We start from the raw sequence: 16,128 nt of genomic DNA, 5'->3' as shown, positions 1-16,128 counted from the left end.
GTTAGGATGGAGTTAAACGACAGCGAGCCGGGCTATTGAGACGGTCTACAAAGCGAGCATACAGCCATGGTATGGATAGTGGTGGGGTATTTTAGCGGCAGTTGGCTGGCAGCGTTGACCGTATGCCGTTTGGCTGGCCTGGGGGATCCACGCAGGTATGGTTCGTTTAATCCAGGTTTCTCCAACGTGCTGCGCCTTTATGGCGCCCGCTTGGCGACATTTACCCTGTTGCTGGACGCCTTAAAAGGAATGCCCGCCGTCATGGGTGCCAAGCTGATGAGCTGCCCTGTGTGGCTGCAGGGCCTGGTTGGGTTGGCGGTGCTGTTTGGTCACAGCTTCCCACTATGGCATGGCTTTCGTGGCGGCAAGGCAGTCGCCAGTGCGTTTGGGGTGCTGCTAATATTGGTGCCCAACGTAGCGCTATTGAGTGCTGTGATTTGGGCGCTGCTGGCGTGGCGCTTAAAGACGGCGGCAATGGCTTCGCTTGTGAGTGCCTTGGCCGCGCCGTTGTTATGCGCTTGGTTAGCGCCTGAATATTTTATGGTAGTAGCCGTGTTTAGCCTGCTGGTGCTGACTCGCCATGGGCTCAATATTCGCCGCCTTCGCCGCGGAGAAGAGCCGCCGTTTCGCGGCTCATAAGGCGCACTAGGTTAAGAGTGCTATTAGCTTTCAGAGGCAGTTGGAGGTGTCAGTCTATCCAGCGGCCAGCGGGGCGTTGCCTGCATCATGCCAGGGGTATCGCACTCGCCCGCTGCCAGGCGTTGAGCGCCTACATAGGCAATCATGGCGCCATTGTCGGTACAGAAACGCCCGCGTGGGTAGTAGGCGCGAGCTTGGCGTTTTTCACACTCAGTGTGCAGTCGTTCACGCAGGCGATGATTGGCGCTAACCCCACCCGCCACCACTAAACGCTTCAAACCGGTTTGATCCAGAGCTCGACGGCACTTAATCACCAGCGTATCGACGACGGCTTCTTCAAAGGCGCGGGCTACATCGGCGCGAGCCTGTGCATTGAGGTCACCTGCTGCGTCTAGCTGACGAATAGCCGTCATTGTGTGGGTTTTTAAGCCTGAAAAGCTGAAGTCGAGCCCGGGCCGGTCGGTCATGGGGCGCGGGAAACGAAAACGCTTGGGATTACCCAGTTCCGCTAGTTTGGCGACCTCAGGCCCGCCTGGGTAGGCCAGTCCTAGCATCTTGGCGGCTTTATCAAACGCTTCACCAGCGGCGTCATCCACTGATTCGCCGAGCAGTTGATAGCGCCCTAGCCCCTGTACTTCGACGAGCTGGGTATGGCCGCCGGATACCAGCAGCGCCACGAAAGGGAACTCGGGGGGCTCGTCTTCCAGCATCGGTGCCAGCAAATGGCCTTCCATATGATGCACGCCGAGCACGGGGATGTTGAGTGCACGGGCCATGCCATGGGCCGTGCTGGCACCTACCATCAGGGCTCCCACTAATCCAGGTCCCGCTGTGTAGGTAATGCCGTCCAGGTCGCGACGCGTCAGCTTGGCGTCGCTTAGCACTTGCTCAATCAGCGGCAGCAATTTGCGAGTGTGGTCGCGGGAAGCGAGTTCGGGCACCACGCCGCCAAATTCGGCATGCATGGCGATTTGGCTGTAGAGCGCGTCTGCAAGCAGACCCTTGCCGCCGGTTAGCGCCGTGTCGTAAAGCGCGACGCCCGTTTCATCGCAGGATGTTTCAATGCCCAAAACACGCATAAAAAAGGGACTCTCAAAAAATATTCAAAGGACTTAAAAGCGAAAAATATAGGGCCAACAGTCTAGCATTGTCGCTGCAGCTGCGCGTAAGCATTTGCAAAGATGGCCAGCGACGACTAGACTACTGTGCGCTGTAAAACTGGGTCGTACACCGCACTCTAAACTGCAATATCGCGATGTACGTACTATCCGAACTCAAGACTCCTTAAGGTAGGTGAGTGCTTAATGCCTTCTGTAAAAGTACGTGATAACGAGCCGTTTGACGTCGCCCTGCGTCGCTTCAAGCGTTCTTGCGAAAAAGCCGGTGTTCTTTCCGAAGTACGCCGCCGCGAGCACTATGAGAAGCCGACTGCTGAGCGTAAACGCAAAGCGGCAGCTGCCGTAAAACGCCACGCTAAGAAAGTTCAGCGTGAGCAAAAGCGTTTCGAACGGCTCTATTGATCCGTACCCGAGAGGGCCGGAGCAGTTAGCTGGTCGTCTCAAGAGGGATATCAAGCGGCCGCCACTAGGTGGCCGTTTGTTTTTGACTGTCGTTTTTCATGGCTGTCGTTTTTCAAGACCATCGCTGCTTATGATGATCTGATCTGGCAACGGATCTGATGATCTTAATCAGTGTTGTAAAACTGGTTTTGAAGACAGGTTTTAAAAACAAGGCTTTAAAAACAGTCTCGAAAGTTAGCGCTTTGCGCGAGGATGCCCGTAGTTCATGGCAGGCCAAATTCCCCAGCGTTTTATTGATGACCTGTTAGGCCGCGTTGACGTGGTCGAGGTGGTCGGTGAGCGTGTGCAGCTTAAGAAGGCCGGTCGCAACTATTCCGGGCTATGTCCCTTCCATCAAGAGAAAACCCCATCGTTTACCGTCAGTGCGGATAAGCAGTTTTATCACTGCTTTGGCTGCGGAGCTAATGGTAATGCACTACGCTTCTTGATGGAGTACGACAAACTGCCGTTTCCTGAAGCGGTAGAGCAGTTGGCTGGCCGCTTGGGTATTGAAGTGCCGCGTGAAGGTGCTGATGACCCACGTGCCCAACAGCGTGAGAAAAAGCGCAAAGAGGGCGTTAATCTGCTTGAGCTGGCGGCGAGTTTTTACCGCGAACGCTTAAAAATACAGGAAGGCCAGTCCGCCCAGCGCTATCTTTCGGGTCGTGGGCTCTCCGATGAAGTGATTAAGACATATGGCATTGGCTATGCCCCGGCGGGTTGGGAAGCGCTTAAGCAGCATCTCAGCGAGCGCGGTATTGGTGAGCCGGTGCAGGTGGAGTATGGCCTGCTAATTCATCGTGAGGATACCGGGCGTACCTACGACCGCTTTCGTGATCGGGTAATGTTCCCCATTCGCGATTTGCGTGGGCGTACGATTGCTTTTGGTGGTCGAGTGATGGGCGATGACCAGCCCAAATATCTCAACTCGCCGGAAACGCCCGTGTTTCATAAAGGCCGCGAGCTTTATGGTCTGTATGAGGCGCGTCAGGTCTCTAGCAAGCTTGAGCAGCTTGTTATGGTCGAAGGTTATATGGATGTGGTGGCGTTGGCGCAATACGGTATTCATAACGCCGTTGCGACGCTGGGGACTGCTACCACGGAAGATCATTTGACCCGCCTGTTTCGACTCGTGAGCCGAGTGGTGTTCTGTTTTGACGGCGATCGTGCAGGAAGGCAGGCGGCCAGCCGGGCGTTGGAAACCGCATTGCCGCAGATGATAGATGGCCGTGAAGCGCGCTTTCTATTTCTACCGGAAGGTGAAGACCCGGACACACTGGTGCGCCGCGAAGGCACTCAGGCATTTCAGGATCGCGTAACCTGTGCCATGCCGCTGTCGGAGTTTCTATTCGAACAAGCGGCCCAGGGGCGCGATCTAAATACGGTGGAAGGGCGTGAGCGGTTTGCCAGTCAGGTGCTCGAAGCATTGAACAAAGTACCTGAAGGCATGCTCAAATCGTTACTTTTGGAGTCATTGGCGCAACGTAGTGGGTTGGCGCAAGAGCAGTTGAAAGTGCTGCTTGAGAAGCGTGCTCAAATTTCCCAGCGGCAATTAGTGCAGGGGCAGGTGGAGCAAGTTGAGGATCCAGCATCCTCCGCGATAGCCAGTGCAGTTCAGCCTGTAAAGGCACAGGGTGGGCGTTCTCGTTCAATGGTGCTTTCACCCGTCGGACGGATAGTTCAACTGTTGCTGCATGAGCCCAACTTGGTGTCCGTACTGCCAGAGCATTTGGACTGGCTGCCAGAAGATGATGATGCACCGCTTTGCCAAGAGTTAATCGCTTTACTCAAGGCGGGGCGTTATCGCAGTCCGCAAGTAATCTTGGCGCACTTTCAAGGCAGTCAGCAGGGGCAGGCATTGGCGGCGTTTGCCAAGCGCGAATTGTTAATTCCGAAAGCGGATAGAGAAGCTGAGCTTAATGGCTGGGTAGAACATCTGCAGCACGTTCAACGCCAGCGCTCTCCTCAAGAGGAGTACGCAGCGTTGCTGGCGCAGGAGCGCGCCGGACAAAAGCTAGATAAGGAGCAACGCCGGCGTTTAGCAAGCTTGGTTATGGAACTTGCGCAGCGTCAATAAGGCGGTGTTTTGAGCGATGGGGTTGAATTCCTAGCGTTCAGCACCAGATATAGGGTCAGCCACCGAGCGTTGGCCTAACCAAACAACCTAACACACCTGAATGACCGCGCAAATACGTCAAGCTGGAAAATTTCCGGTGAATTACGCTATACTGTACGGCTTGTTGAGTTTAATCGATTCAGCGCTCCAGGTGTTTCATTCTTCTTCGTCGAGATAGGGTTTCTATGGCTGGAAATGCGCAGCAGCAGTCACGTCTGAAGGAGTTGATCGCTCGAGGCAAGGAACAGGGCTACCTGACCTATGCCGAGGTCAACGACCATCTACCCGAGGATATCGCCGACCCGGATCAAGTGGAAGACATCATTGGCATGATCAACGACATGGGTATAAGTGTCGCTGAAGAAGCGCCAGATGAAGACACTTTGATGATGTCGGATCAATCCACGGACGAGTCCGCTGCGGAAGAGGCCGTAGCGGCTCTTGCCGCCGTGGAAAGTGATGTAGGCCGCACCACTGACCCCGTCCGCATGTACATGCGTGAAATGGGCACGGTTGAGCTTTTGACCCGTGAAGGCGAAATTGAAATCGCCAAGCGGATCGAAGAGGGCACCCGTGAAGTGATGTCGTCACTGGCTTACCTGCCAGGTGCCGTCGCGTCTATTTTGGATGCCTATGATGCTACTCAGGATGAGGAAGCACCGGGGCGTCTGTCAGATCTGTTTTCTGGTTTCATCGATCCCGATGAGGGCATTCCTGGTGTAGCAGAGGCCGAAGTGCCCGAGCCCGAACCTGAGCCCGAGATTGACGACGACGTTGATAGTGATGATGAAGAAGACGAGGACTCTACTGCTAGCGAAGGCGGTCCGGATCCCGAGGAAGCGCGTGCGCGTTTTGAGCAGATTCGTGAACAAAACGCCCTTGTGGAAGCTGCGTTTGCCAAACATGGTCGCGGCAGTCCTGAACTAAAAGCCGAGCAGACTCGTCTAGCCGTGCTTTTTTCGCCCATCAAGCTGGTCCCTAAGCACTTTGAACGTCTAGTGGGTCAGGTACGAATCAGTGTTGAGCAAGTGCGCGCCCAAGAAAAAGCGGTGATGCAGTTGTGCGTGAAGAAAGCCAAGGTGCCGCGTAAAACGTTTATTAAGTCGTTTCCGGGCAATGAGTCACGTAAAACCTGGCTGGATGATTTCCAGGCGGCGCAGAGCAAATACGCCGACCGGCTTGAGCCGTTACGCGCTGATATTGCCCGCGCTCAGCGTAAGATCGCCTTTGAAGAGGACATGGTGCAACTCTCGGTTGCTGATCTCAAAGAGGTGAATCGCAAACTTTCTATCGGTGAAGCGAAAGCTCGTCGCGCTAAGAAAGAGATGGTTGAGGCTAACCTGCGTCTGGTTATCTCGATTGCCAAGAAGTACACCAACCGTGGCCTGCAGTTCTTGGATCTGATCCAAGAGGGCAACATTGGTTTGATGAAAGCGGTCGATAAGTTCGAATATCGCCGTGGCTATAAGTTCTCTACTTATGCCACATGGTGGATTCGTCAGGCAATTACCCGCTCGATTGCGGATCAGGCGCGCACTATCCGTATTCCGGTGCATATGATTGAGACGATCAACAAGCTCAATCGCGTATCGCGCCAGATGTTGCAGGAAATGGGCCGTGAGCCGACGCCGGAAGAGCTCGGCGAGCGTTTGGAAATGCCTGAAGATAAAGTACGCAAGGTGCTCAAAATCGCCAAAGAGCCGATCTCCATGGAGACGCCGATTGGTGACGACGATGATTCACACCTGGGCGACTTTATTGAAGACGGCACCATGCTGCTGCCGATCGATATGGCCACCGGTGAAGGACTTATCGAAGCCACGCGTAACGTGTTAGGTGGCTTGACTGCCCGTGAAGCAAAAGTACTGCGCATGCGTTTCGGTATTGATATGAATACCGACCATACGCTGGAAGAGGTGGGCAAGCAGTTTGACGTTACGCGTGAGCGAATTCGTCAGATTGAAGCCAAAGCGCTGCGTAAGCTACGCCACCCAAGCCGCTCCGAGCCGCTGCGCTCGTTCCTCGACGAGTGAATGCCGTAAGTAATGAATCGTGAGTGGTAGATAAAACTAAAAAGCCCGTCGCTCTGAGAGCGATGGGCTTTTTGCTGTCGGCAATCACTTGAAGGTGATTGCTGCTGCGCTTAAGTGGATATCTGTCGGGCTAGATAAACGCGTCTGGCCAGTAGCAGTAGCTCCAACGTGGCGATCAAAATTAAGCTATAGCCAAGCAGTTCAACAACTTCTTCGGCGACACTTTTAAAGGCCCCTGAGTAGTTATCCTCTAAAATGACTTGCCAAAACTCTTGCCGCCCATAAAGACGAGAGAAAATGTAGGTAGTCAGCACGCCAGCCGTAAACAAACCAAAGGCAAAGGTGTTGCTGTAATGAGCGAACTCCACAAGAAAGCGTTGGCGCTGCTTCACCACCCAAAAGAGCGATGGAAAAATAATCAGCGCAACCAGCACCTTCCAAGTGTTTTCAGCGACATAGTTATCTAAAAAGTGATCCTGTTCACGCACTAGAGAAGCGGCTACGAACGCCAGTAGAAGCAGTGTAACGGTGGGCCATACTTTAAGTACCTGACGAATGTAAATCAGCATGGCACAGCAAGCGGCCAGCAATAACGTTTGGGTAAGCTCAGTAAAGCCCAGCTCAGAAAAGCGAACTGAGGGAAAATAGAGCGCTTCTAGGTAAGCGCCTTGGACAATCGCACCGATAAATAACACGTACAGCACCGCACGCACTAAGAGGGTTTGAAACCCTATTGGCCAGGGTGGGGGAGAAGACATACCAACGTCCTTTGTAGGTAGGCAGCGTCGCAATTTGTAGATACAAACATGCATGGGTGAATGTTCATTATATCGTCACACTTATTTGCTTGCACGCCGATATTGCGGTTTATCACTCGACGTTTGGTCGTCGGCGCTGCAAAGTGTCTAATAGACAGGTAATAACTACGTGGTGAGGCTTAATTGGCATGGCTATTAGTGTGTTTGATCTTTTCCGGATTGGCATTGGGCCTTCAAGTTCCCATACCGTGGGCCCAATGCGCGCAGCCCGCGATTTTGCCCTGGCGCTTGGCGACACTCGCGTTAGCAGGATAGTGGTTAGGCTGCATGGTTCGCTGGCGGCTACAGGTATCGGGCACGGTACTGACCAAGCGGTGATTATGGGGCTGATGGGAGAGGCGCCAGAAAGTATCGATCCGGACACGATTGCAGCGCGATTAAGACAACTGCAAGAGGGTGAGCTACTGATGCTTGCCAATGGTCAGAAGATCGCTTTTGAGGCCGGTAATGATGTGGAGTGGGACGAGACCTGTTTGCCATTTCACCCCAACGCCATGGTGCTAAGTGCCTACTGTGATGATGCGCTTGTGGCAACCAATACGTTTTACTCCCTTGGCGGCGGTTTTTACGTGGATCAAGCCAAGGCGGATCAAGGTGATGTTGGCGAAGACAGCACCCCATTGGCATATCCCTTCAATACAGCGGCTGAGCTGCTAGAACTCTGCCAGCAGCATCAACTGCGTATTAGCCAGCTCATGTTAGAAAACGAGAAGGCCTGGCGTAGCGAAGCGGCCATCCGTGAAGAGCTAATGACCATTTGGCACGCGATGAGCGACAGTATTGAAAATGGCCTGCGTGCGACTGGCCATTTGCCCGGCGGGTTGAATGTACGCCGCCGTGCGCAACTGCTCCATCAACAGTTGCTTCACCCACCGGCTAATCAACGTCTGATCGTATCGAGTTTTACCGTCATGGATTGGGTCAACGTATTCGCACTGGCGGTGAATGAAGAGAACGCCGCGGGGCGGCGGATGGTCACTGCGCCGACCAACGGCGCGGCGGGTATCGTCCCCGCCGTATTGGCGTATTACTTGAAGTTTGAGCCCGACGCTAGCGAAGCCGATGTGGTGGACTTTCTACTGACCGCCGGGGCAGTAGGCATTTTATGCAAAAAGAACGCCTCCATTTCCGGCGCGGAGGTGGGTTGTCAGGGTGAAGTGGGCTCCGCTTGCGCCATGGCGGCTGCCGGGCTTGCCGAAGTGCTAGGCGGCTCACCCGGTCAGGTGGAAAACGCCGCTGAAATCGGGTTGGAGCATAACCTAGGGTTGACCTGTGACCCGGTCGGCGGGCTTGTTCAAGTGCCTTGTATTGAGCGCAATGCAATTGCCTCCGTCAAAGCGATCAACGCGGCAAGAATGGCACTGCATGGGGATGGGGAGCACTTTATATCGCTGGATAAAGTGATTCGCACCATGCGCGATACTGGCCGCGATATGCAGGATAAGTACAAAGAGACATCCAAAGGCGGACTCGCCGTCAATGCTATTGAGTGCTAGTTCATCAAATGCTGAGCCATCAATTGCTGAGTTATCTATGTGTTAGACCAGCGGGTTTTTGGGCAATAAGCTGTCAATATGCGCGACCAAGTAGTCAACCAACTGACGGATTTTAGGCGATAGATGACGGTGGCGAGGGTAAACCGCCCAAACAGCGGTATCGTGGTGCTGAAAAGGCTCAAGCACGGCCACCAGCTCACCGCTTGCCAAATAGGGGGCCACGTAATAATCAGGCAACTGCGCCAAGCCCAGCCCTTTGCGAGCGGCATCTAACAGCGCTGGGCCGGAGTTGCCTGTCCAACACCCCTCTACTCGCACTTCGCGGCGTTGACCGTTGACTTCAAACAGCCAGTTGGGTCGTGAGCCAATCAAACAGCGGTGCTGGCTAAGCTCGGCCAAGGTGTGGGGACGCGGCGCTTGGCGAAAATAGCTTTGAGAGCCGACGATATACTCGCGGCGGTCGCATAGGCGCCTAGCGATCAAGCTGGAATCTTTCAAGACTCCCATTCGAATGGCGATATCGTAGCCCTCTTCAATCAGTCCCACCGGTCGATTAGTGAAGTGCATATGTACATCCAATTGCGGATGCAAACACTGAAAGTCGTTAACCAGCGGGGCGATAAAGCGCTCGCCGAAGGTAGTGGCCGAGGTGAGTTTAAGCAGTCCATTAGGTTTGGCCTGGAGTTCGCTCAGTGCCTGCTCAGCATCGCGCAGACCATCAAATAGGTGACGGCAGTGCTCTACGTAGGTAGCGCCCGCGTCGGTTAAGCGGATCTGGCGGGTGGTGCGATAGAGCAACTGTACGCCCAACTGGTTTTCAAGCTGGCTGACTAATCGGCTGATATGCGATGTGGATACTTTCAGGTGACGAGCGGCGGCAGAAAAGGTGCCTAAGCGCACTACCTCGACAAACGCTTCGATACGGCTCCAGTGCTGCATGGTAATCCCTAGCGCGATGGTGATTGTTGCTGAGTGACAATAATCTTATGAGTGTATCCCGCTTTATCAACAGCGCCTAGCTGACCTACACTGCTAGCATCGTTAGTTTATCCATGGAGTGTATAGCTTATGTCTAAATCCTTATCTCATTGGTCGCGCGGTGCGCTGGCAGTCGCGATTGGTGCAGGCTGGGCTGCTAGTGCCCAGGCAGAGCTGCCTACCCAACAGCAAGAGCAGGCGCCGGGCTGGTTTCGTATGATGGTCGGGCAGTATGAGGTGACTGCTCTGTACGATGGCCATACGGCTATTGATACCTCCTTGCTAAAAGGCATGGAGAAAGAAGAGATTCTTCGCCACCTGGATGCGCTATTTATTGATGCGGAAAGTGGCATGCAAACTGCGGTCAATGCCTTTCTTATTCACACAGGGGAGAACTTAGTACTGGTCGATGCCGGTTCAGCTGCCTGCTTTGGGCCCTCATTAGGGCAGGTAGAGAGCAATCTGCGCGCATCGGGCTACTCACCCGAGGATGTTGACACGGTATTGATGACCCACCTGCATCCTGATCATGTGTGTGGTTTGGCCAATGAGGATGGCGAAGCGGTTTACCCCAATGCTGAGCTGCGGGCTAGTCAAGCCGATGCTGATTTTTGGCTGGATGAGGAGCGGGCGGCTGCAGCTCCTGAGGCTAATCAACCCTTCTTCACCATGGCTCAAGACGCGGTAGCGCCATATCGGGAAGCTGATCGCTTCAATCCCTTCATGGCAGGGGATGAGGTGCTGATGGGTATCATCGCACAAGACACTCATGGCCATACCGTTGGTCACTCAAGCTTTATGCTCAACAGCGATGATGACGCCATGCTGGTATGGGGTGACGTGGTGCACAGCTACGGTGTGCAGTTTGCCGACCCTACTGTGGCTATTGAGTTTGATTCTGACCCTGAACAGGCCATTCGCACTCGAGAAGAAGTGCTCGAAAGTGCCGTTGAAGATAAACACTGGATCGCCGGTGCCCATATGCCTTTCCCCGGCATTGGTCATATCGTGGAAGATGAAGAAGGCTATCGCTGGCTACCGGTTGAGTTTGGCCCGGTGGCAACTGACGAGTAACGGCTAAGTTAATTTTTTGAAGTAATGAGTAATTAGGAGTCAAAATGAAGTCACGCGCAGCTGTTGCACTGGAAGCGGGTAAACCGCTTGAACTGGTTGAGATTGATGTTGAAGGCCCGAAAGCTGGCGAAGTGCTGGTGAAAATGGCCGCTACGAGCGTTTGCCATACTGATGCCTATACGCTTTCTGGTGCTGATCCGGAAGGTAATTTCCCCGCCGTCTTGGGTCACGAAGGTGCAGGCGTTGTTCAGGAGGTTGGTGAGGGCGTTACCAGTCTTAAGCCGGGTGACCATGTCATTCCGCTCTATACCGCCGAGTGCGGCAAGTGTAAATTCTGCTTATCGGGTAAAACCAACCTGTGTAGCAGCGTTCGCGCTACCCAAGGCAAAGGGGTTATGCCTGACGGTACCTCGCGTTTCTCACTAGACGGCAAGATGCTGCATCATTACATGGGCACCTCCACATTTAGCGAGTACACGGTGCTGCCCGAAGTCTCCCTGGCGGTGGTGTCAAAAGAAGCGCCTATGGATAAAATCTGCCTGTTAGGGTGCGGCGTTACTACGGGCATCGGTGCAGTACTGAATACCGCAAAAGTAGAGCCTGGCGCCACGGTGGCGGTGTTTGGACTTGGTGCAATCGGTTTGGCCGTCATTCAAGGCGCGGTAATGGCTAAAGCAGGGCGTATTATTGCCATCGACGTTAACGCCGATAAATTCGAGCTGGCCAAGCAGTTTGGCGCCACCGACTTTGTGAACCCAAAAGATTACTCAGACCCCATCCAGCAGGTCATCGTGGATCTGACCGATGGTGGCGTCGACTACTCCTTTGAGTGCATCGGCAACGTCAATGTGATGCGTTCGGCGCTAGAGTGCTGCCATAAAGGTTGGGGCGAATCGATTGTGATTGGTGTCGCCGGGGCCGGTGAAGAGATATCAACACGGCCGTTTCAACTGGTGACCGGGCGCGTCTGGAAGGGCTCGGCGTTTGGCGGCGTAAAAGGGCGCAGTGAACTACCGGGATACGTTGATCGTTATATGAAGGGTGAGATCAATATCGACGACTTCATTACCCACGATATGCCATTCGAGAAGATCAACGAAGCGTTTGATTTACTGCATGCGGGTAAGAGCATTCGTACCGTGCTGCATTACTGAGTATCATTACTGAGATTATAGTAAGCACGTTTAAAACGCGGTGGGGAGACCTGCCGCGTTTGCTGCATTTAAAGGAACCTGCCCATGAGCATGAGTGAAACTTTAGAACTGGTGTCCGCTAACCGTAGTTTCGGTGGTTGGCATAAGCGCTACCGCCACTACTCCCGTGCGCTGGACTGCGACATGATCTTTGCCGTTTACTTGCCACCCCAGGCAGAAAACGAACGTGTGCCGCTGCTTTGGTGGCTCTCTGGGCTGACCTGTAATGATGAAAATTTCATGCAGAAAGCGGGCGCTCACCGTTTGGCGGCTGAACTGGGTATTGCGATTGTCTGCCCAGACACTAGCCCACGGGGTACCGACTTACCTGGTGAGCATGAAAGCTTTGATCTGGGGTCGGGGGCCGGTTTTTATGTCAATGCTACCGAATCACCCTGGAAGTCTCATTACCGCATGTATGATTATGTGGTTGAGGAGTTGCCTTCCGTGGTACGACAGCACTTTCCGGTGAATGGGCGTGAATCTATTAGCGGTCACTCGATGGGTGGGCATGGTGCGCTTATCCTCGCGCTACGTCATCCGGGGCGCTTTAGTTCAGTGTCAGCTTTTTCACCGGTAGTGAATCCGATGAACTGCCCCTGGGGCCAACAAGCCTTTACTGCTTATCTAGGTGAAGATCAGTCACGCTGGCGCCAGTATGACGCCTGTGAATTGGTCGCCAATGGGGCGTCACGTCAGCGCTTGTTTATCGACCAGGGTGAAGCGGATCAATTCCTGGAGGAACAGCTTCAGCCAGAGCGTTTAGAAGCCGTTTGTGAAGAGCACGACCATCCGTTAACGTTACGCCGCCAACCGGGCTACGATCACAGTTACTTCTTTATTGCCTCGTTCATTGAGGATCATCTGCGCTATCATGCAGACCACCTCATGAAGCGTTAAGGATAACGGGATGCTCAATCGCTCGCTGCGCCGTTTTATGCGTCTACTATGGCGGATCGTTTGGCGCGGCGTTTTAGCGTTTGCACTGCTGTCAGTCGCGCTAGTACTGCTGTTCCGCGTTGTTCCTCCACCGGGCTCAATGGTTATGGTTGAGCGCAAAATACAGAGCTGGATCCATAGCGATCCGATTCGCATACAGCGCGAGTGGCGCGGTTGGGGGGCGCTCTCTGACAACGCTAAACTGGCTGTGATTGCCGCAGAGGATCAGCGCTTTCCACACCATAGCGGGTTTGATCTTGTCGAGTTGCGCCGTGCGTTGCAGGCCAGCCAAGAGGGTGGGCGATTGCGTGGCGCCAGCACGTTGAGTCAGCAAACGGCTAAAAACGTTTTTCTATGGACAGGCCGCAGCTGGACGCGGAAGGGATTAGAGGCGTGGTTTACGCTACTGATCGAGATACTCTGGAGTAAGCAGCGTATTTTGGAAGTCTATCTCAATGTGGCCGAGTGGGATCGGGGTGTGTTCGGGCTAGAAGCAGCGGCTCAGCACTATTTCGGCGCCTCTGCCAGCTCGCTGACTGAGCGTCAGGCCAGCCTGCTTGCGGCTATCTTGCCCAGCCCCTTAACCCGTAGCGCCGCGCGACCTGATGCCCAGGTAGAACGGCGTAGTCAGTGGATTCGACAGCAAATGCGCAATTTAGGCGGCGCGGACTATTTAGAGCATCTATAGCTAGGTGTGGCTGGCTAAGCGGGAAGCGTTTATAGCGGCCCGCTGCCAGCTCTTATCTAGTCGTATTTCGCGTCGTCAATTGTTGCCAGTGCTTCCAAGTTCGGATAAGAAAAGTAGTAGCCTTGCTGCATAGGAATTCCCAGTGCCAGCAGGCAGCGCGACTCCTCGCGGGTTTCAACGCCTTCGGCAATTAACTGGGTTCCTAATGTTTTGGCTAATGCTACCAAGCTACGGAGTATGGCTTGACGGCGCTGACTGCTATCGCACTCCATTACTAAGTCGCGGTCGATTTTCAGCGTATCTGGGCGTAAGTCGGTAAGTAGATCAAGATTAGCGTAGCCGTTACCAAAATCATCCAGTGAGGTGGTAAACCCCATCTCACGGTAGCTCTCAATAATAGTGCGCATATGCAGGCGGTCATTGACCCGCTCGGTTTCAGTAATTTCGAAATTGAGCCGCTCGGTGGGCCAACCTACGCGGTTTGCTGTTTCAAGCGTGGCTTGAATACAGGCTTCCGGTTCGTAGACCGCGTTGGGTAGGAAGTTAATCGAAAGCCGTTCCTCCATCCCCAGTTCGCTGGCAAGTTCAATCGCTTTAATGCGGCACGCCTGATCAAAGCGGTAGAGTAAATCATCGGTGACTTGATCAAGAATTGAAAAAGCAGACTCCCCATTCGGGCCTCGCACCAATGCCTCGTAATAGATTATTTTGCGCTGACTAACGTCGACAATCGGTTGAAACGCCATCGTAAACGTAAAAGGTACCGGAGAATCGCAACGGTTACAGTGTCCATTTACCCTGGCACAGTGGTGTTGTGCTGACATGTTTATCCAAGCCCTGGAATAAAATTATCGATAATTATAAAAATAGCGTTAGCGTCTGATCGCCTTATTGGCGGAGTTTCGAATAACCATCACAACCCCGGTAATGGCGACCAGCATCCCGATAAGACCCAGTAATGGGAGGCGTTCGTCAAACAGCCACCACGCCTGAAGCGCGGTAACGGGCGGCACAAGATAAAAAAGACTCGCAACACGCGAGGCTTCCCCTTTTTTAATCAAGGCCATGAGTAACAAGATAGCGGCAATCGAGAGAATCAACACTAGCCAAGCGAGTGTCAGTATAAAGGTACTGCTCCACTCCACCTCGCGGGTCTCAAATAGCAATGCACCGCTCCCCAGTAGTGCACCTGCTGCCAAGTACTGAATAACCGCTCCAGAAAGCAGCGGCATACTGGTGCAATATCGTTTCTGATACAGCGTACCGAAGGAAATGCCGATTAAAGCCGCGGTGACGCAAAGTAATGCACTAATGCCGAAGCCGTCGAAAAGGGATTCACCAATCTCCAACTTGCTACCGAGCACTAAGCTGATGCCAATCAGTCCGAGCCCTAGCCCTACCCACTGTCGCCAAGTGAGATGCTCACCTAATAAAGACCCGGCAAAGGCGGCCGTCAGAAGTGGCTGTAGCCCTACCAATAATGCCGCTAACCCGGCGGGCATGCCTAAATAAATACCGTAGAAAACGCCACCCAAGTAAGCGCCATGAACTAGCAAACCTGATATAGCAATATGTGTCCATAACCTGGGCGATGAAGGCCAAGGAATGCGCATTAACATGACCAATGGGATTAACAGCATTAGCGTTAGCACAAAGCGTATAAACAAAAACGTAAACGGTTCTGCGTAGGGCAAACCGAATTTGGCGCCAATAAAGCCCGTGCTCCAGAGTAGAACGAAAATAGCGGGCATGGCAGCCAATCCTGCCGAGGGTAAATCGTTGGGACGTAACTTGTTGAATAAGCTTGGCATGTCGTTTCCGTAGTAGGGTGTTTTACCTAGATGTCTGATACATTTTGTTCTTTATGTTACTAACTTTTACATAATAAATTGAACCTGCTCGAAATAGGCGCGTCACAGTGGGCACATACATAACGCAATATTGAGGTTTCTTACTATGCAACGTATGACTGCTCTGTTCTCTGCTGCTCTGCTCGCGACTGGTTTAATGACGGCTACTGCCCACGCCCAGCAAGACCAGGAGCCGGCACAAGATCCGACGGCAACCCAGCAAGCTGCCCCTGCCCAGGATTTTTCTGACGATCAGCTCCAGCAGTTCGCCGATGCTTCTCAAGAAATTGCGGTAATTTCTCAAGAATATACCCAGCGTCTGCAGGAAGCGGAAGATGAATCAGCGCAACAGGAAGTGCGCACTGAAGCTAATGACCGCATGATCGAAGTCGTGGAAGATAGCGGCCTAGATGTTGATACCTTCAACGCTATCGGTCAATCCATTCAGCAAGATCCAGAGATGATGCAGCGCGTTCAGGAAATGGCTAGCCAATCCTAAACCTTGCTGTTGATATCGGCTGATACGGTTTTTTATTTAGCTAGCTTATTAAATTAACCAGTAACATTTCTATCAGCTTGGCTTCGGCCACCAAAGCCCGGTGCTCACTGCACCGGGTTTTTTATTGTTTGTCTCTTTATTACTGGTTTTTTGCGCACCCTTTTTCTTGACCCTTTTCGTCTCGGTCGTCTTTATTGTGCCCCTCGGGGGTTTACCTAACCTAACCTTCCCGCCACACTTTAGATT

General features: G+C 53.3%; 15 protein-coding genes. 10 read left to right on the top strand and 5 right to left on the bottom strand.

From position 1 onward, the window contains the following. The first annotated feature begins 66 nt into the window (after nt 1-66). Nucleotides 67-639, top strand: a complete 573-nt coding sequence (plsY, locus tag AC5TBW_RS14085) for a glycerol-3-phosphate 1-O-acyltransferase PlsY (RefSeq protein WP_495509163.1) — start codon at nt 67-69, stop codon at nt 637-639. Nucleotides 640-662: 23 nt separating this feature from the next. Here plsY and tsaD read toward each other — a convergent pair whose 3' ends face one another. Beyond that, nucleotides 663-1,718, bottom strand: a complete 1,056-nt coding sequence (gene tsaD / locus AC5TBW_RS14080) for a tRNA (adenosine(37)-N6)-threonylcarbamoyltransferase complex transferase subunit TsaD (RefSeq protein ID WP_495509162.1) — start codon at nt 1,716-1,718, stop codon at nt 663-665. A 225-nt stretch (nt 1,719-1,943) separates the two neighbouring features. Here tsaD and rpsU point away from each other — a divergent pair, with 225 nt between their 5' ends. From rpsU to rpoD, 3 genes are all read left to right on the top strand, one after another. Further along, nucleotides 1,944-2,159 (top strand): 30S ribosomal protein S21, encoded by a 216-nt coding sequence (gene rpsU / locus AC5TBW_RS14075; RefSeq protein WP_008956349.1) that lies wholly within the window; start codon nt 1,944-1,946, stop codon nt 2,157-2,159. A gap of 265 nt (nt 2,160-2,424) precedes the next feature. Further along, on the top strand, nt 2,425-4,275 hold the full coding sequence (gene dnaG / locus AC5TBW_RS14070) for a DNA primase (protein ID WP_495509161.1): 1,851 nt from the start codon (nt 2,425-2,427) through the stop codon (nt 4,273-4,275). Nucleotides 4,276-4,499: 224 nt separating this feature from the next. Beyond that, the gene (gene rpoD / locus AC5TBW_RS14065) at nt 4,500-6,347 is read left to right on the top strand and encodes an RNA polymerase sigma factor RpoD (protein ID WP_495509160.1); all 1,848 of its coding nucleotides are present in this window, start codon (nt 4,500-4,502) and stop codon (nt 6,345-6,347) included. A gap of 110 nt (nt 6,348-6,457) precedes the next feature. Here rpoD and AC5TBW_RS14060 read toward each other — a convergent pair whose 3' ends face one another. After that, nucleotides 6,458-7,105 (bottom strand): hypothetical protein, encoded by a 648-nt coding sequence (locus AC5TBW_RS14060; protein ID WP_495509159.1) that lies wholly within the window; start codon nt 7,103-7,105, stop codon nt 6,458-6,460. A 188-nt stretch (nt 7,106-7,293) separates the two neighbouring features. On the opposite strand from AC5TBW_RS14060, the gene AC5TBW_RS14055 reads away from it, so the two are divergent. After that, entirely contained in the window at nt 7,294-8,661 is a 1,368-nt protein-coding gene (locus tag AC5TBW_RS14055) for an L-serine ammonia-lyase (RefSeq protein ID WP_495509158.1), read from the top strand. Nucleotides 8,662-8,703: 42 nt separating this feature from the next. Here the strand turns inward: AC5TBW_RS14055 and AC5TBW_RS14050 are convergent, their stop codons facing one another. Beyond that, entirely contained in the window at nt 8,704-9,600 is an 897-nt protein-coding gene (locus AC5TBW_RS14050; protein ID WP_495509157.1) for a LysR family transcriptional regulator, read from the bottom strand. A 129-nt stretch (nt 9,601-9,729) separates the two neighbouring features. Here AC5TBW_RS14050 and AC5TBW_RS14045 point away from each other — a divergent pair, with 129 nt between their 5' ends. From AC5TBW_RS14045 to mtgA, 4 genes are all read left to right on the top strand, one after another. Continuing rightward, on the top strand, nt 9,730-10,713 hold the full coding sequence (locus AC5TBW_RS14045) for an MBL fold metallo-hydrolase (protein WP_495509156.1): 984 nt from the start codon (nt 9,730-9,732) through the stop codon (nt 10,711-10,713). A gap of 44 nt (nt 10,714-10,757) precedes the next feature. Further along, nucleotides 10,758-11,867, top strand: a complete 1,110-nt coding sequence (locus tag AC5TBW_RS14040) for an S-(hydroxymethyl)glutathione dehydrogenase/class III alcohol dehydrogenase (protein ID WP_495509155.1) — start codon at nt 10,758-10,760, stop codon at nt 11,865-11,867. Between the two features lie 84 nt (nt 11,868-11,951). Continuing rightward, complete coding sequence (fghA, locus tag AC5TBW_RS14035; RefSeq protein ID WP_495509154.1) at nt 11,952-12,806, top strand: S-formylglutathione hydrolase; 855 nt, start codon at nt 11,952-11,954, stop codon at nt 12,804-12,806. A 10-nt stretch (nt 12,807-12,816) separates the two neighbouring features. Continuing rightward, entirely contained in the window at nt 12,817-13,533 is a 717-nt protein-coding gene (gene mtgA, locus AC5TBW_RS14030; protein WP_495509153.1) for a monofunctional biosynthetic peptidoglycan transglycosylase, read from the top strand. Nucleotides 13,534-13,589: 56 nt separating this feature from the next. On the opposite strand, the gene AC5TBW_RS14025 is transcribed toward mtgA, so the two are convergent. Together AC5TBW_RS14025 and AC5TBW_RS14020 are read right to left on the bottom strand one after the other, a co-directional pair. Then, the gene (locus tag AC5TBW_RS14025; protein WP_495509152.1) at nt 13,590-14,357 is read right to left on the bottom strand and encodes an EAL domain-containing protein; all 768 of its coding nucleotides are present in this window, start codon (nt 14,355-14,357) and stop codon (nt 13,590-13,592) included. Between the two features lie 48 nt (nt 14,358-14,405). After that, entirely contained in the window at nt 14,406-15,344 is a 939-nt protein-coding gene (locus tag AC5TBW_RS14020) for a DMT family transporter (protein WP_495509151.1), read from the bottom strand. 145 nt (nt 15,345-15,489) lie between these two features. On the opposite strand from AC5TBW_RS14020, the gene AC5TBW_RS14015 reads away from it, so the two are divergent. Continuing rightward, nucleotides 15,490-15,882 (top strand): DUF4168 domain-containing protein, encoded by a 393-nt coding sequence (locus AC5TBW_RS14015; protein WP_495509150.1) that lies wholly within the window; start codon nt 15,490-15,492, stop codon nt 15,880-15,882. Nucleotides 15,883-16,128 lie beyond the last annotated feature (246 nt).

It is taken from the genome of Vreelandella sp. ssv (assembly GCF_059448525.1).
Note: the sequence above shows the minus strand (reverse complement) of the source record. Positions and strands in the feature narration are given on the sequence as shown.